Below are 21,659 nucleotides of genomic sequence, written 5' to 3'. Positions count from 1 at the left end.
TGAGCGGTGGGGCTGCTGGACATCCTGTTGGGCCGTACGAAACCCGTCGCGCCCGATCTCGACCGGCTCTTCGCGCTGCCCTCGGCGGCCGTCACCCTCCAGGCGGCGGCCGGTTTCACGCCGACCGGCACCGGCGCGGTGTGCTTCGCCACGGTGGAGGGCGCGGCCTTCGAGCAGACCCACCGGGAGGTGCAGGCGCTGCTGGACGCCGACGCCGACCGCACCGGCCCGCCGGTGGAGCTGGCCCAGGACGGGTACGGCTACTCCTGGCTGGTCTCGCGCCGCACCCCGGACCAGCTGCCGCAGCTGGTCAACGACCTGCACGCGGTCAACAGCTCCATGGAGGTCAACGGCTTCGGCCCCCAGCTGCTGTGCTCCCTGGCCGACTTCACCGACGACGCGGGCCGGCGACTGGCCCTGGTCTACCTCTACAAACGCGGCACCTTCTACCCCTTCGCCCCGCTGCCCGGCGCCGGCGAGCGGCGGGACAACGCGCTGGAACTGCGGGTGAGGGCGGCCCTCGGCGACGACCTGCGGATCGAGCAGGACCTCGGCCGCTGGTTCCCGGTGTGGGGCGCCCCCGGCCTGTGACCCCGGTTCGCCGGGCGGGGCTCCGGGCGTGAGTGAATGGCGTCCATGGCGGAACTCTCCTTCTTCACGCACGACACCGACGGCGAGCGGCTGGACGCGGTGGCCGTCGGCGCCCCCGGCCGGGCGACCGTCCTGCTGCTGCACGGCGCCGGCAACGGCAGCAAGGAGCGGCTGGTGCCGTTGGCCGAGGAGTTCGCCCGGCAGGGGTGTCTGGCCCTGGCGGTCGACTTCTCCGGGCACGGCGAGAGCAGCGGCACGCCGGCCGAGCTGAGTCTCCGGCGCAGGTTCGAGCAGGCCGTGTCGGTGCTGGACGCGCACGCGCCGGCGGACGATCCGCTGGTGCTGGTCGGCTTCAGCATGAGCGGCCAGACCGTCGCCGACCTGGCGGGGCACTACGGGCGCCGGGTGGCGGCCCTCGGCCTGTGCGCGCCCGCCGTCTACGCCGCCGAGGCCTGGGACCTGCCCTTCGGCACCGGGGACAGCCGCTTCAGCGAGGTCATCCGGACGCCGGACACCTGGCGCGACTCTCCGGCCCTGTCGGCGCTCGCCTCGTACGAGGGCCGGGCGGTGCTGGTCGTGCCGGGGGACGACACGATCATCCCGCCGGACGTGACCCGGGCGGTGCGGGACGCGGTGTCGGCCAAGGCCGCGTACACCCGGCTCGAACTGCCGGGCGCCGACCACTTCCTGGGGCTGTGGTACCGCGACCACGCCGAGGACCGGCGGGAGTTGGTGGCCGCGCTGCTGGAGACGCCGGCCCGGGCGAAGTGACGGATGCCGGGTGCCCGATCCGCACGGAAGGGCACCCGGCATCCGCTCACCGCATCACCGCATCACCGCATCACCGCATCAGCGGCTCAGCGGCTCAGCGGCTGTAGCGCATGAACGCGCGCACCATGTGGCACGTCGTGCCGGACGGCGGACGCATCCCCAGCTCCGCCGCGGTGTCGCGGATCGCCTCGTCGTGGGCCTGGGCCGGCAGGTAGATGCCGGAGTCGAGCAGGGCTATGGCGAGGCGCATGGCCTTCAGACGCCGGTTGTGGCTGACGTACCAGTCACGCGGGCGGCCGGCGGGCAGGGGGCGCTTCGTCGGGGGCTGGTAGGGCGAGTCGAACAGCACGGGGTGCTGCGCGGTGGACTGGGTCGGCGACGGCTTCGTCCGCAGGGCGGCAGCGGGCACGGGCATCCTCCTGTCGCGGTCAGGACACCGCCGGGAGAGTCCGGCGATGCCCTCGAACACTGCTTCCATTCTACGGCCCACCACTGACAGAAGCCCCTGGCCACAAGGGTTTCGGGGCCGCTGTGACCTGGGGTGAGAACGGTTCTCGCGTAGCGTGGGAGGCATGGAGATCTGGATCAATCCGGCCTGTTCGAAGTGCCGCGGCGCACTCGGTCTGCTCGACGCCGAGGGGGCCGAGTACACCGTGCGCCGGTACCTGGAGGACGTGCCGGGCGAGGACGAGATCAGGGACGTGCTGGACCGGCTGGGCCTGGAGCCGTGGGACATCACCCGCACCCAGGAGGCGGCCGCGAAGGAACTGGGGCTGAAGGACTGGCCCCGGGACGCGGGGGCGCGGGACCGGTGGGTGGCCGCGCTCGCCGCGCACCCGAAGCTCATCCAGCGCCCGATCATCACCGCCGACGACGGTACGGCCGTGGTGGCCCGCACCGAGGAGGCCGTACGGGAGGCGCTGTCCCGGAGCAGGTGACGCGGTCGGGCAACTCCCGTGTGACGCAGGTTACTTCAGGTCGCACGGTAACGACTGAGTAACCTCGTTCGGCATCTCGTACATAGCGGCGTACGCTCCCCCGGCTCTTTCAGGAGGCGCGCATGTCGCGCAGGAGAACACTCGGTACGAAGAAGAAGATCGCGCTGCTCGTCAGTGCCGCGGCGGTGGCGGGCGGCGGGGCCTTCGCGCTGGCCGGCACCTCGAACGCGTCGCAGTCTCCGGCGGAGGCGAAGACGCTGTCGGCCGGCGACTCGACCGTCTGCCAGGGCCTCGCCACCGCCCTCGGCAACAACCAGCGGTTCATCGACGACCAGAAGGCGAAGCCCGACGCGCAGTCGGCGGCCCGGATCGCCAACCGCGAGGCGGTCATCGCGCAGATCAAGGTCCAGCAGAAGGCGTCCGGTTGCACCGTTGGGGAGTCGGCTCAGGACTCCCGGTCGGGGCAGGGCGCCGCCGGAAAGCAAACCGGCACCGGCACCGGTCAGCAGGTCTGCAAGGGGTCCACCGTCACGCTGTCCGGCGAGGGCGGCGCCCCGGCCGCGTCCAGTGGCCGGTTCCCGGCCGGCACCACGCTGAAGGTGACCAACCTGGACAACGACAAGTCCACGACGGTCAAGGTCACGTCACCGTCCGGCAGTTGCGTACTGCTCAACAACGCGGCCTTCGAGCAGGTCCGGGAACCCGGCAAGTTGCTCATCCGCCGCGCGGTCATCGAGAAGGTGGGGTGAGACTCGGGAAACCGACCAGGTGGCCGGCCAGGTTCGTCCAGCCGGTCGGCCGGGCCGGCGACCGTACGGGGGTGACGGTCGCCGGCCTGCTCGCTCGGTCCGGGGGCCGCTTCGCCGTCACCTCGTCGTCCGCGACCGAGGCCGCCCATACCCCGCCCGGCCCCGCCCCACAAGAGGGGACCGGCCGGAAAAACACCCGGTAACACGGGGTTCACACTCGGGCAATGGGTGGGAAACGGCCTGTTGACAGGCTGCTCGGCAGATCGAGCGGTGCCCCCGGGCCGCAGCGCAGCGGTACGCGCGAGGGCGCCCGACCCACGCTTAAGGATGTGGCCCCGTGACCTTCAAGGCTGAGTACATCTGGATCGACGGCACCGCGCCGACGGCCAAGCTCCGTTCCAAGACGAAGATCATCACGGGTACTCAGGCCGGTCTGGACGCGCTGCCGATCTGGGGCTTCGACGGCTCCTCCACCAACCAGGCCGAGGGCCACGCCTCGGACTGCGTGCTGAAGCCGGTCTTCACCTGTCCCGACCCGATCCGCGGCGGCGACGACGTGCTGGTGCTGTGCGAGGTCCTGACCACGGACATGGCCCCGCACCCGTCCAACACCCGGGCCGCGCTGGCCGAGGTCGCCGCGGAGTTCGCCGCGCAGGAGCCGGTCTTCGGCATCGAGCAGGAGTACACCTTCTTCGACGGCACCCGTCCGCTCGGCTTCCCGGAGAACGGCTTCCCGGCCCCGCAGGGCGGCTACTACTGCGGTGTCGGCGCCGACGAGATCTTCGGCCGTGACGTGGTCGAGGCCCACCTGGAGAACTGCCTGAAGGCCGGTCTCGGCATCTCCGGCATCAACGCCGAGGTCATGCCCGGCCAGTGGGAGTTCCAGGTCGGCCCGCTCGCCCCGCTGGAGGTCTCCGACCAGCTGTGGGTGGCCCGCTGGCTGCTGTACCGCACCGCCGAGGACTTCGGCGTCTCCGCGACCCTGGACCCGAAGCCGGTCAAGGGCGACTGGAACGGCGCGGGCGCGCACACCAACTTCTCCACCAAGGCCATGCGCGAGGGCTACGACGCGATCATCACCGCGTGCGAGTCGCTCGGCGAGGGCTCGAAGCCGCTGGACCACGTCAAGAACTACGGCGCCGGCATCGACGACCGCCTGACGGGGCTGCACGAGACGGCGCCCTGGGACACGTTCACCTACGGCGTCTCCGACCGCGGCGCCTCGGTGCGCATCCCGTGGCAGGTGGAGAAGGACGGCAAGGGCTACATCGAGGACCGCCGTCCGAACGCCAACGTGGACCCGTACACCGTGACCCGCCTGCTGGTGGACACCTGCTGCTCGGCCCTGGAGAAGGCCGGCCAGGTCTGATCCCGGCACCCGCGGACCATGCGTGAAGGGGGCGCCCGCCACACCGGCGGGCGCCCCCTCCGGGCGTTCCGCGCGCACCCCGACCCAGGCCCCTGTCCGTATGCCGAGACAGCGATCCGGACACCCTGAGTGGACGAAAGCCGCTGACCAGCGGCTTGTGAACCGGGTCCGGCCGCACCCAACGTCAACTTCACGCCAAGGAGGCGTCCAAGCAGTGAGAGGAGGGTCCTGCCCGGCGGCCTTGTCTGCTTCAATGGGCCCATGGCCAGCTTCCAGAGGAACTCCGCGACGGGTCGCCACGACCTTGAGCCCTTCTGGCCTTCCCGTCAGCACCACGACTTCGACCGGGTGTGTTGCCGCGCGACGAACGCGCCGGCCCGCTAAAGCCGTACACCCCGGCCTTCGGCCAGCGCGACACGACGTACGTCCCCTCGGTGCGCCCGACCACGAATCGCGGCCGCCGTCCCGCCCGACGAACTCCTCGCGCGAAAGAGCTGACCTCTCATGGCGACCACTCGTTCCCTGCCCACCGCCGCCCTGACCGCCCCCACCCCGAACGGCACCCGGCACCGGCTGCGCGCCGTCGACCGGGACGAGGTGGTGGACGTCGCGGACTTCCTGCCCCCGGGCGCCACCTGGCTGCCCGCACCGCAGCACACCCTGCCCGCCCTGCCCGGCCGGCCCCCGATGGTCGGCTACCTGGTGCTGGTCCCCGCCGACCAGCAGCCCCCGTTCCTCCCGGTTGCCGTACCCAACCAGGCGGCTGACGCGGGCACCGGACCGGCGGCCGGCGGCGAGCCGCTGGTGCGGATCGACTCCGTACAGCGCACCGCCGGCGTGGACGGCCGCGATCTCGACCTCACCTACCTGGAGTTCGAGCTGCTCGCCCACCTGGTGGCGCACCCGAACCGGGTGCACACCCGCGACCAGCTGGTCACCACGGTGTGGGGCTACGGCCACGTCGGCGACGGCCGCACCGTCGACGTCCACATCGCCCGGCTGCGCCGCAAGCTGGGCGCCCAGCACCGCCAGGCCATCCAGACGGTGCGCCGGGTCGGCTACAAGTACACCCCGCCGACCGGCCGTTGATCCCCCGGCTCTGCCCTGGGCAGAGCGCCGTACCGCCGGACGCCCCGACCGGGCACGATCACCGGCATGAGACTTCTCGTGCTGGGCGGAACGGAGTTCGCGGGGCGGGCCGTGGTGGCGGCGGCGCGCGAGCGCGGCTGGGAGGTGACCGTCTTCCACCGGGGACGGCACCCGGCACCGGCGGGGGTGCGGTCGCTGCACGGCGACCGCACCGCACCGGACGGCCTCGCCGCCCTCGCGGCGTCGGACGGCACCTGGGACGCCGTGGTCGACACCTGGTCGGGGGCACCCCGCACCGTGCTGGACGCGGCACGGCTGCTGCGGGACCGCGCCCGGCGGTACGTGTACGTGTCCAGCCGGTCGGTGTACACCTGGCCCTGGCCGGCCACCGGCGCCGGGAGCCTGGTCGAGGGCGCCGCCGCCGACGCGGGCGCGAGCGACTACGCGCGGGACAAGCGGGGCGGTGAACTGGCCGCGCTGGAGGCCTTCGGCGCGGCGGACTCGCTGCTGGTGCGGGCCGGGCTGATCCTCGGGCCGTACGAGAACGTGGGGCGGCTGCCCTGGTGGCTGGGCCGGATCGCCCGGGGCGGACCCGTCCTCGCGCCCGGCCCGCGGACGCTCCCGGTGCAGTTCATCGACGTCCGCGACCTGGCCGGCTGGATCACCGGGGCCGTGGCGCGGGAGCTGAGCGGGCCGTACGACCTGGCCGCCCCGCCCGGCCACAGCACCATGGGCGAGCTGCTGGCGGCCTGCGTTCGCGTCACCGGCTCGGCCGCCGAACTGCGCTGGACGGACCCGGAGGTGATCCTCGGCGCCGGGATCGAGCCGTGGACGCAGCTGCCGGTCTGGCTGCCGCCGGAGAGCGAGGGGTACGCGGGCGTGCACCGCGCCGACGTGTCCCCGGCGCTGGCCACCGGTCTGGCGTGCCGGCCGGTCGGCGAGACCGTCGCGGACACCTGGCGCTGGCTGACGGACCTCGGCGGCACCGCGCCGCAGCGGCCCGACCGTACCCCTCCCGGGCTCGACCCGGAGGTGGAGGCGAAGGTCCTCGCGGGGGTGGAGGGTGTACCTGGCACCACCCCCGGAGAGGGGGCCTCGGACGACTGACGCGCGGGAAGCCGTCGGCAAGACTGACGGCATGAACACCGAGATGCCGAGCACCGCCGTCCGGGCCCGCCTCCGCGAGGTGCTGCTGGCCGCCGTCCGGGGACTGACACTGGCCGTGACCGCGCTGCCGTGCGGGGTGGTCCTCCTGCTCCTCACCCCCCTCTCCTTCGCGCTGATCCCGCTCGGCATCGGGCTCGTCACCACCCCGGCGCTCCTGACCGGTGTCCGCGCCCTGGCGGACGTGCGCAGGCGGCTGGCGGCGGAATGGTGCGGGATAAGGATCCCGGTGGTGTACGAGCCGGTCCCGGCCGTCGCCGGCCCCTGGACCCGCATCGTCACGCAACTGCGGGACCCCCAGGTGCGGCGGGACCTGCGGTGGCTGCCGGTGGACACGACGGCCGGCTTCGCCACCGCGCTGCTGCCGGCCGTGCTGGTCTTCCAGCCCCTCCAGTTGCGGGTGTCCGGCGGGGGCGACACCTACTGGTACCTCTTCCTGCCCGTCCACGACGCGCCGACCTCGCTCGCCGCCGTCGTCCTCGCCGCCCTGCTGCTCGTCGCCGCCTACCGGTACGCCCCGCGCCTGCTGACCGCGCACTTCGAGCTGGTGAGGCGGATGCTCGGCGGTGACGAGCGCGAACTCGCCGAGCGAGTGCGGGTGTTGACCGAGACCCGGCGCGACGCCGTGGACACCTCCGCCGCCGAACTGCGCCGCATCGAACGCGACCTGCACGACGGGGCGCAGGCCCGCCTGGTGGCCATGGGCATGGACCTCGGCACCATCGAGATGCTGGTGGAACGCGACCCGGCCCAGGCCAGGAGGCTGCTCGCGCAGGCCCGCCGGAACTCCGCCGACGCCCTGGAGGAGCTGCGCGACCTGGTGCGGGGCATCCATCCGCCGGTGCTGGCCGAACGCGGGCTCGGCGACGCCGTACGGGCGCTCGCGCTGCGGCTGCCGCTGCCCGCCGAGGTGAGCGTGGACCTGCCGGGGCGCGCGGAGGCGCCGGTGGAGTCGGCGGCGTACTTCGCGGTCAGCGAGGTGTTCACCAACGCGGTCAAGCACGCCGGTGCCGACCGGGTCTGGGCCGACCTGCACCACACGGACGGCATGCTGCGGATCACGGTCACCGACAACGGCGGGGGCGGGGCGCGGGTCGTGGCCGGCTCCGGGCTCGCCGGGGTCGAGCGACGGCTCGGTACATTCGACGGCGTCCTGGCCGTCAGCAGCCCCGCCGGCGGCCCCACCATGGTGACCATGGAGATCCCGTGCGTGTTGTCCTAGCCGAAGACCTCTTCCTGCTGCGGGACGGTCTGGTCCGGATGCTGGAGGCCTACGGCTTCGAGATCGCCGCCGCCGTCGAGTCCGGACCCGAACTGACGCGTGCGTTGGCCGAGTTGACGCCGGACGTCGCCGTGGTGGACGTCCGCCTTCCGCCCACGCACACCGACGAGGGGCTGCAGTGCGCGCTCGCCGCCCGCAAGCGGCGCCCCGGCCTCCCGGTGCTGGTCCTGTCCCAGCACGTGGAGCAGCTCTACGCGCGCGAGCTGCTGGCCGACGGCGACGGCGCGATCGGCTATCTGCTCAAGGACCGGGTCTTCGACGCCGAACAGTTCGTGGACGCCGTACGGCGGGTCGCGGCGGGCGGTACGGCCATGGACCCGCAGGTCATCCAGCAGTTGCTGGCCCGCCGGTCGGCCGCGGACAAGCCGCTCGGCCGGCTCACCCCGCGCGAGCGGGAGGTGCTGGAGCTGATGGCGCAGGGCCGCTCCAACGCGGGCATCGCCGCGCAGCTGGTGGTGACGGAGCGGGTCGTCGCCAAACACACCTCCAACATCTTCGCCAAGCTGGGCCTTGAGGTGTCGGACGACGACAACCGGCGCGTGCTCGCGGTGCTGGCCCATCTGGACCAGGACCGCTGACCTGCCAACTCGGCTGGTACGCCGAGTAATTCACGGGACGGATGAACACCTCCGGGGCGGCGCGCGTATGGAAGGGCGCCGCTTCACTCCTGTCGGGCGCCCCGATGCTGCCCCGCAAGGAAGTCAGAGGAGTTCCATGGGACGCAACACACGCAAACGCCGTACGCCGCTGGCCACCAAGGCCATTGCCGCATCGGCGGCCCTAGCGCTCGGTGGGGGCGGGCTGATCTGGGCGAACTTCTACGCCTCGGCGCACGAGTCGGGCCACCAGTCCTGGGGAGGCGACCAGACCAAGGCCGCGCAGGCCAAGGTCGCCACGATCTCCTGCCCGGACGTCGGCCAGAAGCTGACGAACGTGCCGTACCGGGCCCGGAACGAGGTCGCGGGCGAACTGGCCAACCTGGACCGCCAGATCACCGACGCCTACCAGCGGCTCGCGACCACGCGGGACGCGCAGACCAGGGACGCGAGTTTCGTGCAGAACTCCATCCTGCAACCGCTCCAGCAGCGGCGGAAAGTGATCCTCGACCGGATCAGGCTGGAGATCACCCGCGTCGGCGGCACCGCGCCGACCGACCTGGACACACTCGCCAACTGCACCGCGCAGAGTCCCAATCAGACCACGGGGGGCGGCCAGCAGCAGGGTGGAGGGCAGCAGAACGGCGGGCAGCAGAACGGCAACGGCCAGCAGCAGCCGAACATCGGCGGGCAGGCCGGCAACGGCCCCGTCGCCGCCGACTTCGTCGACATCACCAAGGTGGCGCCGAACGTCCAGCGCAAGCCGTCCCGGACCCGCGGCGCCTCCACCGGCACCTTCACCACCCGCTGCGGGGTGAACGCCAACAAGAACCACAACACCGACAACGTCATCGTGGCACCCGGTGTCGCCAACGGCGCGCACCACCTGCACGACTACGTCGGCAACCAGAAGGTCAACGCCTTCGCCGGCAACCAGACCTTCCTCCAGGGCGGCACCAGCTGCCAGAACCGCAGTGACCTGTCGTCGTACTACTGGCCCGTGGTCAGGATCCAGGACGGCAGCCAGGACTTCGACCAGAACAGCGACGGCGGCGGCAAGGAAGGCAACGTCGGCAAGATCCTCACCCCGGTGCGGGCCCAGATCACGTACGTGGGCAGCCCGGCGGGGAAGGTCGTGCCGATGCCGCAGTTCCTGCGCATCATCACCGGTGACGCCAAGACCACCACCAACGGTCTGGCCAACGCCAACGCGCACTGGAGCTGCACCGGCTTCGAGAACCGGGTCCAGCTCACCCAGCAGTACCCGGTCTGCCCGCAGGGCAGCAAGGTGGTGCGCACCTTCGCCTTCCAGAGCTGCTGGGACGGGCAGAACATCGACAGCGCCAACCACCGTACGCACGTCGCCTTCGCCGATCCCGGCAGCGGCGCCTGCGGCAACGGCTTCAAGGCGATCCCGCAGCTGACGATGCGGCTGGTGTACGACATCACGCCGCCCACGGTCCGGAACGGACAGGTGAAGAACGCCTACGCGGTCGACGGCTTCCCGGAGCAGTTGCACAAGGCGGCCACGGACCACGACGACTTCATCAGCGTCACCCGGGGCAACCTGGCCAACAAGATCGCCAACTGCCTCAACCGCGGCCAGAACTGCGCCTGACCCGCGCATCCGGCCCCCACAGCAGAAGGCCGGCGACGGACCCCCCTCCCGTCGCCGGCCTTCGTCGCGCCCGGAGCCGGTCAGCCGCCGTGCGCGTGGTGGTCGGCGCCCTGCTCCACATCGCCGCCGAGCGTGCCGCGCAGCGACTCCACCACCCCGTCGTCGCCCACGGCCACCCACTTGCGGCCGACGAGGTAGTGACCGCCGTAGTCCTTCGCGTCGTTGATCCACTCACGCTGGCCGCGGTCGGTGGCGAAGGTGGCCAGGACGAACCTGCCCTGCCCGGTACGGCAGAGGGCCTGGCGGATCTCGTCGGCGTCGGTCTGCATGTTCGGCCGGCACTTCACCTCGGCGGCCAGGCTCTCCAGGCTGCCCGTGGCGGTCGGCGGCACCGCCTTGGCATCACCGCCCGCGCCGCAGCCCGCCAGCGCCAGTACGGCCGCCGCACCGAGCAGCAGTCCCTGCACCCTCATCTGTTCCTCCGGTCCTGGTGAACCAAGCATGCCGCGTCCGGGCCCCGGCGCGGGACCCCGTCCATCGGATACGGCTGCCACGCGCGGTCCGCTCAACATTCCCCGGCCGGGGTGTGCGCGGATGTGCGAGGGTGACGCGATGGACCAGAACTGGGAAGACCGGGTGGCCGCCGCCTGGGCCGCCTTCGACGCCGGCGCCTATCCGCGGGAGCGGGCCGCCGAGTTCCGGGCGCTGATCGACGCCTTGGTGGCCGAACTGCCCGCCGGCAGCCCGCTCGGCCCCTTCGAGCAGGCCTGCGCCTGGGACTCCACGGGCCACTCGGACCGGGCGGTGCCGCTGTACCGGGAGGCGCTGGCGCGCGGCCTGGACGGGTACCGGGGCCGCCGGACGAAGATCCAGCTCGCGAGTTCGCTGCGCAACACCGGACAGGCGGCGGAGGGCGTCGCGCTGCTCAGGCCCGAACTGGACGCGCCATCGGACGAGTTGGACGACGCGGTACGCGCCTGTCTCGCCCTGTGCCTGTCCGGCCTCGGCCGCGACCGCGAAGGTCTGTCCCTGGTCCTCGGCGCCCTCGCCCCCCATCTGCCTCGCTACCAGCGGTCGATGGCCAACTACGCCCGCGCACTGACCGAGTAGCCGGCGCCGGTCACTCGTCCGGGGGTGACCTCCCACCGGTTCGCTCGTTCTCCCGGACGTGCAGTCACAGGATGTAGCCCCGCGTCACACACCCGCCGCCGGACCGGTCGATCTGGAGCAGGCGGAGGCCTCGCTCGTCGAGCACTACCCGCGCCTGGTCCGGATCGCCTACCTGGTCCTGCCGCCGGACCTCGGCCGGGGCCGCCGGGTGCTGACCGCACACGCCCTCGCCCAGCGCGCCCTGCCGCGCGGCCGCAAGCAGCGCGCCCTGGTCCCGGCGCAGACCACCGGCCGGGACACCGACCCGGGGTACGCGTATCTGCGCGAGCGGGTGCTGCGGGCGGCGCTGGAGGCGGCCCGCCCCCGCAAGGGCCTGCCCCGGCTGTCCCAGCTGCCCCCGCTGCTGCCCCAGGTGTGGGGGCTGCGGCTCTTCCCGCGCTCCGGCGGCGCCGACGAACTCGCCCTGGACCAACGGCTGTCGGTCCTGTCCGCACCGGCCCGCGCCGCCTATGTGCTGCGCGAGCTGGACGAGCTGTCCGACTCGGCCGCCCACAAGGTCCTCAGGGGCGCCGGGGTGGACGACCCGGGCGGCGCGCTGGCCTCCGCCAACGGGGTGCCGGCCCAGCCCGGCCTGCTCACCTCCGCCGAGTTCGACCCCTGTTCGCTCCAGGCCCGGCCCACCGACCTGACGCGCCGCCGCCAGCACACCAAGGCCGCGCTCGCCGCAGCCGCCGCGCTCGCGGTGTGCGGGGCGCTGGTCGTCCTGCCGGGCGGCGGCTGGGGCCCGGACGGCGCCGCCGCGCCCGCGTACGCCGAGAACCCGTCCGCCGAGGCCGCCCTCGACCCCGGCCGGCTGACCAAGGTCTCTCCCACCGCCTGGCAGGACGCGGCCCGCACCGACTTCACGGCGTGGCCCGCGCGCGGCCCGCTCACCGGCGACAAGGCACTGCTGCGCCGTGCCCTCGCCGTCTGGGCCCGCCCCGGCGAGAAGGTCCAGGTCTCGGCGACACCCGGCACCCAGACCGGCGGCCCGGCCGGCCCGCCGCAGCTCTTGTACGCGGGCGTGGTCGACACCGCGCGGCTGGTGATCCTCTACGACGGCCTGCGCATCGTCCGCTACGCCGAGCCCAAGGACGGCACCGAGGGCGCGGCCCTGGACTTCGCCCGGGTGGACGGCGCGACCGGCGCGGAGGCGAGCGCGCTGGTGCTGGGCCGGGCCGACGGCAACGTCCGCTACCTGCTCGCCCCTTGGGTGAAGAAGGCGGCGGCCCGGGACCTGACGAAGCCCGGTTCGGCCCCGGTTCCGCTGACCGTCACCAACGGCGTCACCGCGCCGCTGGCCAGCCCCGCGCTCCGGTCCGGCGACTGCACGTCCTGGACCGCGCTCCAGGTCACCGACGCCTCCGGTACGCAGGTGTCCTCCGATCTCGGCGAGCTGGTGCCGGTCCACCTCACCGCCGGCCGGCCCGGTGCGACCGGCGAGGTGTCCGGCGCCGAGGCGCTCAAGGCATGGGCGCCCTTCGCCTGCTCCCTGGCGACCGAGCGCTCGTCCGGCGTCCGCAGCGTCAACGCGTGGGCGTACGCGGCGCAGCCGCTGCCCGACGGCAGCGGGGCGGGCGACTGGGTGTGCACCCGGGCCGAGACCTGGCGCGGTGCCGGCACGGCGGCGCTGGCCCAGTTCCACACGCCGGGCGGCGCGGCCGGCGCGGTCGTCGCCAAGGGCACCGACGTGCCGGCCTGCGGTCCGCGCGATCCGCACGTGCTGGCCGGGGTGCTGTGGAAGTCGGCGGCCGGGCACTGGTACCTGCTGGCGGCGGGCGGCAAGGACACGGCGACGATCCAGTCGACCGGCGGGGTCATCGCCTCCGGCCAGGGGCCGCTGCTGGCGGCCAGGGCGGAGCAGGGGGCGCGCGCCGACCTGAAGGCGACGCTGGCGAACGGGCGGTCGGTCAGCGGGCTGCACTGAGCCCGGCCGGACCGGGACGCTGTTGACACGGACGTGAACAAGACGGGCCGGAGGGCTTCTCAGACGCCCTACCCGTCAGTACATTGACGCCATGTCTAACACGCAGGCCCGGCCGGTGGAGTCCGAGCGCGTCGCGCTCAAGGCCCGCAACGTGTCCTTCTCGTGGGAGGACACACCGCTGCACTGGGTGCCCGGCGACCCGTTCACCACGCACACCATCAACGTGCTGCACCTGCTGCTGCCGGCCGGCGAGCGGTGGTTCGTGCACGTGTACAAGCAGGCGCTGTCGCTGATCACGGACGACCGGCTGCGCGCGGACGTCGTCGGGTTCATCGGCCAGGAGGCCATGCACTCCCAGGCCCACGACGAGGTCCTGCCGCACCTGCGCGAACAGGGCCTGGACCCGACGCCGTACACCGCGCAGGTCGACTGGTTCTTCGAGAAGCTGCTCGGTGACCGCACCCTGCCGCCGGGCCGGGCCCGCCGCTGGTGGCTGCTGGAGCGGGTGGCGCTGATCGCGGCCATCGAGCACTACACCGCCTTCCTCGGCGACTGGGTGCTCAACGCGGCCGAGCTGGACCGGCGGGGCGCCGACCCGACCATGCTGGACCTGCTGCGCTGGCACGGCGCCGAGGAGGTCGAGCACCGCTCGGTCGCCTTCGACCTGTTCGCGCACCTCGACGGTGGCTACCGGCGCCGGGTGCGCACCTGGGCGACGGCCTTCAGCGCGCTGGTCTTCCTGTGGCAGCGCGGGGTCCGCTTCTTCCTGGAGCACGACCCGACCCTGACCGCCCCCAATGCCTCGCTGAAGGACTTCCACGTGCGCGGCCGGCAGGGCACCCTGCCCGCCACCGGGGACATGCTGAAGTCCATCCCGCGCTACCTCAGCCGCGGCTACCACCCCTCCCACGAGTGCTCCACCGCGCAGGCCGTGGCCTATCTGGCCTCCTCCCCCGCCGCACGCGCCGCCGAACAGGCAGAGCAGTCGATGAAGTCCGTGGAAGGGACCCTGTGATGCCGAAGGCGCGGACGACCGCCGCCGTCCTGCTCGCGGGCGGCGCCGCCCTGCTGAGCCGCCGGGCCCTGCGCCGCCGGGTGCGGACCTCCCCGCTGTGGCCGCTGCCTACGCTGGACCCGCCCATCTCCGGCCGGCCGCGCTCCCGGGCGCTGCGGCTGCTGCTCACCTCGCACGAGGAGATCGCCGACGGGGTCGTACAACTCCGCTTGGAGGGCGATCAGTTGCCCGCCTGGGAACCGGGGGCGCATCTGGACCTGGTGCTGCCGTCCGGTCTGGTGCGGCAGTACTCGCTGTGCGGGGACCCGGCGGACCGCTCCTCCTACACGGTCGCCGCCCGGCTGGTCGAGGACGGCCGGGGCGGCTCGCGCGAGGTGCACGAGCACCTGGCCGAGGGCATGGAGCTGGAGGTGCGCGGCCCCCGGAACCGGTTCCCGCTCGTCGAGGCGGACGCGTACGTGTTCGTCGCCGGCGGTATCGGCATCACCCCGGTCCTGCCGATGCTGCGCTCGCTGCCGGCCGGCGCCGAGTGGCGGCTACTGTACGGCGGGCGCAGCCGGGCGTCGATGCCGTTCCTCGACGAGGTGGCGAAGCTGGCCGGGGACCGGCTCACGGTGGTCGCCGAGGACGAGGACGGCCTGCCGGACCTGGACGGGCTGCTGGCCGGGGTGCCGGCCGGGACGGCGGTGTACTGCTGCGGTCCCGAGGGGCTGATGGCGGCGGTCGAGGCCCGGCTGCCCGCGGGCGCCGCCCTGCGCCTGGAGCGGTTCGCGCCGCGCGCCTCGGGCGACGGGGACGCCGGGTTCGAGGTCGAACTGCGGCGCAGTGGCCGCACCCTGACCGTGCCGGCCGACTCCACCCTGCTGGCCGCCGTACGGCGGGAGCTGCCGGACACCGTCTACTCGTGCGAGCAGGGTTTCTGCGGGACCTGCCAACAGCGGGTGCTGGAGGGCGAGATCGACCACCGGGACGAGCTGCTGACGGACGCGGAGCGCGGCGACTCGATGCTGATCTGCGTCTCCCGGGCCCGCGGCGAGCGTCTGGTGCTCGACATGTGATCTCCGGCGGCCGGAACCGGTCGGTAAGGTGTTCGCATGAGTACCGGGGTTCGCCGCAGGATGGGCGTCGAGGAGCGGCGGCAGCAGTTGATCGGCGTCGCCCTCGACCTGTTCAGCAGGCGCTCGCCGGACGAGGTCTCCATCGACGAGATAGCGACGGCGGCGGGCATCTCGCGCCCGCTGGTCTACCACTACTTCCCCGGCAAACTCAGCCTGTACCAGGCCGCGTTGCGGCGCGCGGCGGAGGATCTCGCGGGTCGCTTCGCCGAACCGCACGAGGGCCCGCTGGGCACCCGGCTGCTGCGGGTGATGCGCCGCTACTTCGACTTCGTGGACGAGCACGGCCCCGGCTTCTCGGCGCTCATGCGCGGCGGTCCGGCCGTCTCCGCCGAGGGGGCCGGCGCCAAGGAGCACGTATCGGCCACCAACGCGCTCATCGACTCGGTCCGCCAGGCCGCCTACGAGCAGATCCTCGCGCATCTGGGTGTCACCGATGCCTCCGCGCGCCTGGAGCTGGTGGTCCGCTCGTGGATCTCGCTCGCCGAGTCCACGGCCCTGCTCTGGCTGGACGGCCGCCGCATCCCGCGCGCCGAGCTGGAGCTCAAGCTGGTGCACGACTTCGCCGCGCTGGCCGCCGTGAGCGCCGCCTACGACGAGGACATGGCCCGGCTGCTGCGCACGATGGTGAAGGACGAGCCGGCCGACGGCCCCTTCGCGGAGCTGGCCGGCCGGCTCATCTCGCTGGCGTCCTAGGACGGCGCCGGCGGTCGGGCGTCAGGCGACAGGCCTCAGTTCCCCCCTCGCGTGAACACCGCCACGGTCCGCGCCGGTACGGTGAAGGTGCCCGAGGCGGCCGAATAGGCGGAGGTCTTCACCACCGGGTCGGTGCCGCCGGACTGCACCGGGTGCAGCCGGTAGGGGGTGCCGACGAGGGCGTCGATCCGCTGGGTCTGCCGCTCGGGGGTGGCGTTGAGGACGACGACGAGGTCACCGAGGCGCATGGTGATGACGCCGGGCGTCTCGTCCTTGCCGGACAGCGGGAAGGACAGCCGGTCCTGCACCTGGGCGGCGGTGCCGAGGGAGAACGCCTTCTCGGTCGTCCGGATCCTCAGCAGGTCCTGGTAGGCGGCCGAGGCGCCGGTGATCTGCGGGCAGCCGACCGTGACCGTGGTGAGCAGCGGCTTGGCGTACGGCCACTTGGCGGCGTTGTCGGCCGCCGGGGGCAGCCCGCGTCCGAAGCCGTTGCCGTCGGCGCAGTTCCAGTGGATGGCGTTGAACCAGTCGCCGCTGTCGAAGGAGTTGCGGTCCAGCGACTTGGAGCGCAGCAGGTCGGTGCCGGCCTGGGAGAGGGCCGGCCCCTGCGAGAGGGTGGCCGTGGCCATCGCGAGCACCTGCATCCGGGCCCGGTCGGACGCGCTGGTCTTCGCGGGCAGTTTGTAGGTGAGGGCGTCGAACAGCGACTCGTTGTCGTGGGCGTCGACGTAGGCGAGGGCGTCGCCGGGCGCGTCCGCGTACCCGGCGGCCTGGCCGTTGTAGTCGACCTCGGCGCCGGTGACCTCCTTGCCGTCGGTGTCGGTGAAGCGGTATGTGGCGAGGTTGCCGGTCAGGCCGACCTTGATCAGGTCCTGGTAGTGCAGCAGGCGGCCCTTCTGCTCCGCCGTACTGCCGTTGGCGGTGGAGGAGTTGGGGTCGGTGTAGAGGCCGGAGGCGAAGCCCTGGACGCCGGGGTCCTCGTCGAAGGGGCCGCCGCCGCGTACGGCGTCGCGGGCCCGGTCGGAGAAGGTGGCGATGCCGGTGCCGGCCATGTTCTTCTGCGTGGCCTGCACGAAACGGGCGTCGTCGGCGACCTCGCCGAAGTTCCAGCCCTCGCCGTAGAGGATGATCTCCTTGCCGTCGACGCCGTCCTTGGCGACGGTCAGCGCGTCGAGGGCCTTGCGGACGGCGAGGATGTTGGCCTTCGGGTGGTGGCCCATGAGGTCGAAGCGGAATCCGTCGACCTTGTACTGCTTGGCCCAGGTGACGATCGAGTCCACGACCAGCTTGCCCATCATCGCGTTCTCGGTCGCGGTGTTCGCGCAGCAGGTGCTGTCGGCCACCGAGCCGTCGGCGAGCAGCCGCTGGTAGTAGCCGGGCACGATCCGGTCGAGGACCGAGGTGTCCGCCTGGCCGCCGGCCGCCGTGTGGTTGTAGACGACGTCCATGACGACCCGCAGCCCGTCCTGGTTGAGCCCCCGCACCATCTTCCGGAACTGCACGGTACGGGCGGTGCCGTCCGGGTCGGTGGCGTACGAGCCCTCGGGGACCGTGTAGTGGTAGGGGTCGTAGCCCCAGTTGTAGGCGTCCTTGGCGGCGGTCTTCGCCACGCACTCCTGCTGCCGGTCGGAGTCGGCCGGGTAGGAGGCGAGATCGCAGCCGGGGTGGGCCTGGTCGGCCTTCTTCTCGGGGATGGTGGCGATGTCGAAGGCGGGCAGCAGGTGCACGTACGAGGTCCCGGACTTCGCCAGGGCCCTCAGGTGCTTCGTGCCGTCGCTGTCCTTGTCGGTGAAGGCCAGGTAGGTGCCGGGGTGCCGGGCGGTGGGGTCGGCCACCGAGAAGTCCCGGATGTGCAGTTCCTGGATCTGCGCGTCCTTCAGCGGTACGGCCTTGGGCTTGCGCAGGTCCGACCAGCCGCTCGGCGCGAGGGACTTGTCGGCCAGGTCGACGACGAGGCTGCGCTCGGAGTTCGCGGTGAGCGCGACCGAGTAGGGGTCGGTGACCTTGTTGGTGACCATCTTGTCGACGCTGGGCGCCCACACCTGGACGACGTACCGGTAGGGCTTGCCCGTCCAGGACGCCGGGCCGGTGACCGACCAGACGCCGGTGGTGTCATCGCGGCGCATGGGCCTGAGGGAGCCGTCCAGTTCGAGGGAGACGCGCTGGGCGGTCGGCGCCCACACGGCGAGGGTCGGTCTGCCGTGGTGGAACGTCGGGCCGAGCTTCGCCTTGGTCGCCGCCGGGTAGAGGTCGTCCAGCACGCCGGCGGTCTGCACGCCGGTCGCGGCGAGGACGGCGCCGTCGGCGGTGCGCTGCGAGGCGACGAGTTGGCCCGTCAGCGCGGAGCGCACCCGGCTGCGGTCGCGCGGGTCCACGGTCCAGGCGGTGTAGTCCTTCAGGTGCGGGAACCTCGCCTTCTGCGCGTCGCTGAGTGTGGACTTCGTGAGCCGGATCCAGCGCTCGTCGTCGCTGGTCAGCGTCCCGTCCTTGACCGTGAGGGAGCCGTCGCGGGAGTAGAGGAGCTGGGTGGAGGCGGCCCCTTCGGCGCCGTTCCAGGCGAGGGTGTCCCGGTCGATCCAGACCGCCTTTGAGGTGGTCAGGTCGAGCGCGGCGGCGGTGCCGGCCGGCTGCGGCAGCAGGTACTTCTCCTGCCCGCTCACCAGCCACACCTCGTGGCCGTTCGCCCTGAGGTCGAGCGACTGGTCGGTGGGCAGGTCCTTGTCGTCGCCCTTGTGCAGGATGTAGCCGAGACTGCCGGCGCCCTCGGTGAGGGGCACCTCGAAGACCGCGCCATAGGCGTCAGTCTTCACCGGCTTCAGCGGGCTCGACCAGTCGGTGGGCTGGGCGGCGCCCGTCCAGACGTGCAGCCCCCAGCCGTCGTAGTCCCCGTCGGCGCGGTGGTAGTGCAGGACGGCCTTCGTGGTGTCCTGGGGCGGGTAGCCGGGCTTCTCGGTGCGTACGTCCGGCTTGCCCTGCTCGATCCAGACCTCGCCCGTCCGGGTGACGTCGATGGATCGGTCGGCGGAGACGTCCTTGGTCCCGTTCTTGTCGACCACCAAAAAGTTCAAGGTGGAGGCGCCGGGCTTGAGCCTGACGTACGCGAAGGCGCCGTAGGCGTCCCGGCCGGTGAAGGGGTGGCCGGCGGGCCAGGTGGTGGCCTCGCCGTCGGCGAGGTCGCCCCAGGCGTAGAGGCTCCAGTCGGCGTAGTCGCCGTCGGCGCGCTGGTAGTGGACGATCGCGTAGTCCCGGGACGAGGCCGTGGGGGGCTCGGGCGCGGGTGGGGTGCCGGTGCTGCTGGTCGCCAGGGCGCTCGCGGTGTGCCCGGCAGAGTCGACCACGACGGCCTTGTAGCGCAGGGCGGTGCCGGACGGCACGTCCTCGCCGAGGGTCTGGGTGACCCGGTAGGGGGCGTGGTCGGCGGAGCCGAGCGTCCGCCATGGGCCGTTGCCGACCTGGGCGGCGAAGACGACCCGGTCGAGGCCGCCGCCCGTCACGTCGGCGGACAGCTCGACGGTGCCGGTGGCGCCCGCGTCCGGCGCCTTGAGGCTGATCACCGGCTTGGCGGTGGGCTCGGCGAGGGTGCCGGCCGCCTTGTAGACGACGGCGGAGCCGGCCGGGACGGTGACGGTGAGCCTGCGGTCGCCGTCGGTGCTCAGGGTGCCGGTGGCGCCGTAGATCCCCCGGTACGACATTTTCGCCGCGTCGGTCGGGAAGCTCGCGGTCTTCGGCGTCTCCGCGTTGTTGAGGGCGACCACGTACTCCTGGCCGGTCTTCGCGTCGGTCCGGGTGAAGGCGTAGACACCGGCGCCGTCGGCCGCGTACCGCTGGGTCTGGACGCCGTCGGTCAGCGCCGGGTTCGCCTTGCGCAGCTTGGCGAGCGCGGCGATCTGCCGGTACAGCGGGGCCTTGGTGTCGTAGGCGTCGCTCGCGTGGGTGCGGTCGGTGCCGATCTCGTCGTCGTCCAGGTAGTCGGCGACCCGGGAGGCGAACATGGTCTGGCGGGCGTCCTTGTCGCCGCCGGCGCCGGTGAAGCCCTGCTCGTCGCCGTAGTAGACGACCGGGTTGCCGCGGCTGAGGAACATCAGCTCGTTGGCGAGTTCGTCCTTCTTGAGGATCTCGGCGTCGGTCGCCTCGGGGTTGTCCTGCTTGAGGAAGGACCCGATGCGGCCCATGTCGTGGTTGCCGAGGAAGGTGACCTGTTCGTAGGCGTTGGCCTTGTCGGTCGTGTACGTGTAGTCGTCGCCGAAGACGCTCGCGAGGCGCTGGGCGCTGCCGCCCTGGGAGGCGTAGGCGCGGGCCGCGTCCTGGAAGGGGAAGTCGAGGGTGGCGTCGAGGCGGCCCTCGGTGACGTACGGGGAGGTGACGGAGGTGTCGGCGGAGTAGACCTCACCGAACATGAAGAAGTTCTTGCGCCCGTGCCGGGCCGCGTAGGCGTCCAGCGCGGTGGCCCACTGGGTCCAGAACTCCATGTTCACGTGCTTCACGGTGTCGATCCGGAAGCCGTCGATGCCGAAGTCCCGCACCCAGCGCTGGTAGATCCTCTCCATGCCGCTGACGACCTCGGGACGCTCGGTCCACAGGTCGTCCAGGCCGGAGAAGTCGCCGTAGGTGGTGGACTCGCCGGTGTAGGTGGAGTCGCCCCGGTTGTGGTACATCGTCGGGTCGTTGAGCCAGGCCGGGACCTTGGAGTCGTCGGTGGCCCTCGGAGTGCGCGGGAAGGTGCCGGTGCCGGTGGCGGGGAACTTCCGCCTGCCGTCGGCGTAGTCGGCGTCGTCGAAGGGGCGGCCGTCCTTGGTCAGGTACGGGAAGGCGCCCTTGGAGAGGTAGTCGTGGGAGGCCGGCTCGTAGTCCACGACATCGGCGGTGTGGTTGGTGATGACGTCGAAGAAGACCTTCATGCCCTTGGTGTGTGCCTGGGAGATGAGCTTCGACAGGTCCTGGTTGGTGCCGAAGTGCGGGTCGACCCGCGTGAAGTCGGTGATCCAGTAGCCGTGGTAGCCGGCCGAGGCGTCCTTGCCGGTGCCTTGCACGGGCCGGTTCTTGAAGATGGGCGCCATCCAGATGGCGGTGGTGCCGAGCCCCTTGATGTAGTCCAGCTTCTTCGTCAGGCCCTTGAGGTCGCCGCCCTGGTAGAAGCCCTTGTCGGTGGGGTCGTAGCCGGTGCTCAGCCGGGAGCCGGTGAGGCCGCCGCGGTCGTTGGCGGTGTCGCCGTTGGCGAAGCGGTCCGGCATGACGAAGTAGAACTGCTCGCGGGTGTCGTCGTGCCGGGCGGGCGCGGCGGCGAGCCGCGCGTCCGAGGGGGGCCCGGGCGGGGTCGCGGCCCGGGCGGCCCCTGGCTGGATCAGTGCGGCGGCCAGGGCCAGGGCGGTGGCGGCCGCCGCCCTTCCGCGAAGCGGGGTACGGCGCCTTCCGGGCGCCGGCCATCTCGGTATCACCGGTGGTAACTCCTTGCGGTTGCGGCTCTGTTGGGTCCGACCCCTCCGCCGGCGGCACGACGCGCCGCCGGGCGCCCGCGCGACCGTACCGCCGACGAAAGGGTTGCAGCAAGACTTCTGAAACCTCGGGAAAGAGGTTTCATCCGGTCACCGTG

At 72.5% G+C, this 21,659-nt stretch carries 18 protein-coding genes; 15 read left to right on the top strand and 3 right to left on the bottom strand.

Features of this window, described 5'->3' with window-relative positions:
* Nucleotides 1-6 precede the first annotated feature (6 nt).
* Entirely contained in the window at nt 7-591 is a 585-nt protein-coding gene (gene pspAB, locus NX794_RS28615; RefSeq protein WP_258782146.1) for a PspA-associated protein PspAB, read from the top strand.
* A 45-nt stretch (nt 592-636) separates the two neighbouring features.
* Entirely contained in the window at nt 637-1,362 is a 726-nt protein-coding gene (locus tag NX794_RS28610) for an alpha/beta hydrolase (protein ID WP_258782145.1), read from the top strand.
* Between the two features lie 94 nt (nt 1,363-1,456).
* On the opposite strand, the gene NX794_RS28605 is transcribed toward NX794_RS28610, so the two are convergent.
* Entirely contained in the window at nt 1,457-1,771 is a 315-nt protein-coding gene (locus NX794_RS28605) for a hypothetical protein (protein WP_258782143.1), read from the bottom strand.
* A 163-nt stretch (nt 1,772-1,934) separates the two neighbouring features.
* On the opposite strand from NX794_RS28605, the gene NX794_RS28600 reads away from it, so the two are divergent.
* From NX794_RS28600 to NX794_RS28565, 8 genes are all read left to right on the top strand, one after another.
* Nucleotides 1,935-2,300 carry an arsenate reductase family protein gene (locus tag NX794_RS28600; RefSeq protein WP_258782142.1) on the top strand — a complete coding sequence of 122 codons (366 nt, stop codon included), beginning with the start codon at nt 1,935-1,937 and terminating at the stop codon, nt 2,298-2,300.
* 122 nt (nt 2,301-2,422) lie between these two features.
* Nucleotides 2,423-3,049, top strand: a complete 627-nt coding sequence (locus tag NX794_RS28595; protein WP_258782141.1) for a septal ring lytic transglycosylase RlpA family protein — start codon at nt 2,423-2,425, stop codon at nt 3,047-3,049.
* A 337-nt stretch (nt 3,050-3,386) separates the two neighbouring features.
* Nucleotides 3,387-4,418, top strand: a complete 1,032-nt coding sequence (gene glnII / locus NX794_RS28590) for a glutamine synthetase (protein WP_258782139.1) — start codon at nt 3,387-3,389, stop codon at nt 4,416-4,418.
* 504 nt (nt 4,419-4,922) lie between these two features.
* Entirely contained in the window at nt 4,923-5,507 is a 585-nt protein-coding gene (locus NX794_RS28585; RefSeq protein WP_258782138.1) for a winged helix-turn-helix domain-containing protein, read from the top strand.
* 66 nt (nt 5,508-5,573) lie between these two features.
* Complete coding sequence (locus NX794_RS28580; protein WP_258782137.1) at nt 5,574-6,614, top strand: NAD-dependent epimerase/dehydratase family protein; 1,041 nt, start codon at nt 5,574-5,576, stop codon at nt 6,612-6,614.
* Nucleotides 6,615-6,645: 31 nt separating this feature from the next.
* Nucleotides 6,646-7,893, top strand: a complete 1,248-nt coding sequence (locus tag NX794_RS28575; protein ID WP_258782136.1) for a sensor histidine kinase — start codon at nt 6,646-6,648, stop codon at nt 7,891-7,893.
* Nucleotides 7,878-8,531 (top strand): LuxR C-terminal-related transcriptional regulator, encoded by a 654-nt coding sequence (locus NX794_RS28570; protein WP_258782135.1) that lies wholly within the window; start codon nt 7,878-7,880, stop codon nt 8,529-8,531. The genes NX794_RS28575 and NX794_RS28570 overlap by 16 nt, the downstream gene beginning before the upstream one ends.
* 136 nt (nt 8,532-8,667) lie before the next feature.
* Entirely contained in the window at nt 8,668-10,167 is a 1,500-nt protein-coding gene (locus NX794_RS28565) for a DUF1996 domain-containing protein (RefSeq protein WP_258782133.1), read from the top strand.
* A gap of 80 nt (nt 10,168-10,247) precedes the next feature.
* Here NX794_RS28565 and NX794_RS28560 read toward each other — a convergent pair whose 3' ends face one another.
* The gene (locus NX794_RS28560) at nt 10,248-10,640 is read right to left on the bottom strand and encodes a hypothetical protein (protein WP_258782131.1); all 393 of its coding nucleotides are present in this window, start codon (nt 10,638-10,640) and stop codon (nt 10,248-10,250) included.
* A 139-nt stretch (nt 10,641-10,779) separates the two neighbouring features.
* Between NX794_RS28560 and NX794_RS28555 the strand changes: the two genes are divergently transcribed.
* The 5 genes from NX794_RS28555 (at nt 10,780) to NX794_RS28535 (ending at nt 16,069) form a co-directional block, all read left to right on the top strand.
* Entirely contained in the window at nt 10,780-11,277 is a 498-nt protein-coding gene (locus tag NX794_RS28555) for a tetratricopeptide repeat protein (protein ID WP_258782130.1), read from the top strand.
* Nucleotides 11,278-11,335: 58 nt separating this feature from the next.
* Complete coding sequence (locus NX794_RS28550; RefSeq protein WP_258782129.1) at nt 11,336-13,243, top strand: hypothetical protein; 1,908 nt, start codon at nt 11,336-11,338, stop codon at nt 13,241-13,243.
* 91 nt (nt 13,244-13,334) lie between these two features.
* A complete protein-coding gene (locus NX794_RS28545) occupies nt 13,335-14,258 on the top strand; it encodes a metal-dependent hydrolase (protein ID WP_258782127.1) in 924 nt (307 codons plus the stop codon).
* Nucleotides 14,258-15,316 carry a PDR/VanB family oxidoreductase gene (locus tag NX794_RS28540; RefSeq protein ID WP_258782126.1) on the top strand — a complete coding sequence of 353 codons (1,059 nt, stop codon included), beginning with the start codon at nt 14,258-14,260 and terminating at the stop codon, nt 15,314-15,316. The genes NX794_RS28545 and NX794_RS28540 overlap by 1 nt, the downstream gene beginning before the upstream one ends.
* A gap of 36 nt (nt 15,317-15,352) precedes the next feature.
* On the top strand, nt 15,353-16,069 hold the full coding sequence (locus NX794_RS28535) for a TetR/AcrR family transcriptional regulator (RefSeq protein WP_258782124.1): 717 nt from the start codon (nt 15,353-15,355) through the stop codon (nt 16,067-16,069).
* Between the two features lie 35 nt (nt 16,070-16,104).
* Here NX794_RS28535 and pulA read toward each other — a convergent pair whose 3' ends face one another.
* Complete coding sequence (gene pulA / locus NX794_RS28530) at nt 16,105-21,504, bottom strand: pullulanase-type alpha-1,6-glucosidase (RefSeq protein ID WP_258782123.1); 5,400 nt, start codon at nt 21,502-21,504, stop codon at nt 16,105-16,107.
* Nucleotides 21,505-21,659 lie beyond the last annotated feature (155 nt).

Origin of the sequence: Streptomyces pyxinicus (genome assembly GCF_024753135.1) — a bacterium.
Taxonomy (GTDB): domain Bacteria; phylum Actinomycetota; class Actinomycetes; order Streptomycetales; family Streptomycetaceae; genus Streptomyces; species Streptomyces pyxinicus.
The sequence above is the reverse complement of the archived record's forward strand: the minus strand, read 5'-3'. Positions and strand labels throughout refer to the sequence as shown.

Excerpts from the sequence above, each read along its gene's own strand:
- NX794_RS28585 (WP_258782138.1), top strand. The coding sequence starts at position 4,923 with ATGGCGACCACTCGTTCCCTGCCCACCGCCGCCCTGACCGCCCCCACC.
- NX794_RS28545 (WP_258782127.1), top strand. The coding sequence starts at position 13,335 with ATGTCTAACACGCAGGCCCGGCCGGTGGAGTCCGAGCGCGTCGCGCTC.
- NX794_RS28565 (WP_258782133.1), top strand. The coding sequence starts at position 8,668 with ATGGGACGCAACACACGCAAACGCCGTACGCCGCTGGCCACCAAGGCC.
- NX794_RS28610 (WP_258782145.1), top strand. The coding sequence starts at position 637 with ATGGCGGAACTCTCCTTCTTCACGCACGACACCGACGGCGAGCGGCTG.
- NX794_RS28600 (WP_258782142.1), top strand. The coding sequence starts at position 1,935 with ATGGAGATCTGGATCAATCCGGCCTGTTCGAAGTGCCGCGGCGCACTC.
- NX794_RS28535 (WP_258782124.1), top strand. The coding sequence starts at position 15,353 with ATGAGTACCGGGGTTCGCCGCAGGATGGGCGTCGAGGAGCGGCGGCAG.
- NX794_RS28595 (WP_258782141.1), top strand. The coding sequence starts at position 2,423 with ATGTCGCGCAGGAGAACACTCGGTACGAAGAAGAAGATCGCGCTGCTC.
- NX794_RS28540 (WP_258782126.1), top strand. The coding sequence starts at position 14,258 with ATGCCGAAGGCGCGGACGACCGCCGCCGTCCTGCTCGCGGGCGGCGCC.
- NX794_RS28580 (WP_258782137.1), top strand. The coding sequence starts at position 5,574 with ATGAGACTTCTCGTGCTGGGCGGAACGGAGTTCGCGGGGCGGGCCGTG.
- NX794_RS28560 (WP_258782131.1), bottom strand. The coding sequence starts at position 10,640 with ATGAGGGTGCAGGGACTGCTGCTCGGTGCGGCGGCCGTACTGGCGCTG.
- NX794_RS28555 (WP_258782130.1), top strand. The coding sequence starts at position 10,780 with ATGGACCAGAACTGGGAAGACCGGGTGGCCGCCGCCTGGGCCGCCTTC.
- NX794_RS28575 (WP_258782136.1), top strand. The coding sequence starts at position 6,646 with ATGAACACCGAGATGCCGAGCACCGCCGTCCGGGCCCGCCTCCGCGAG.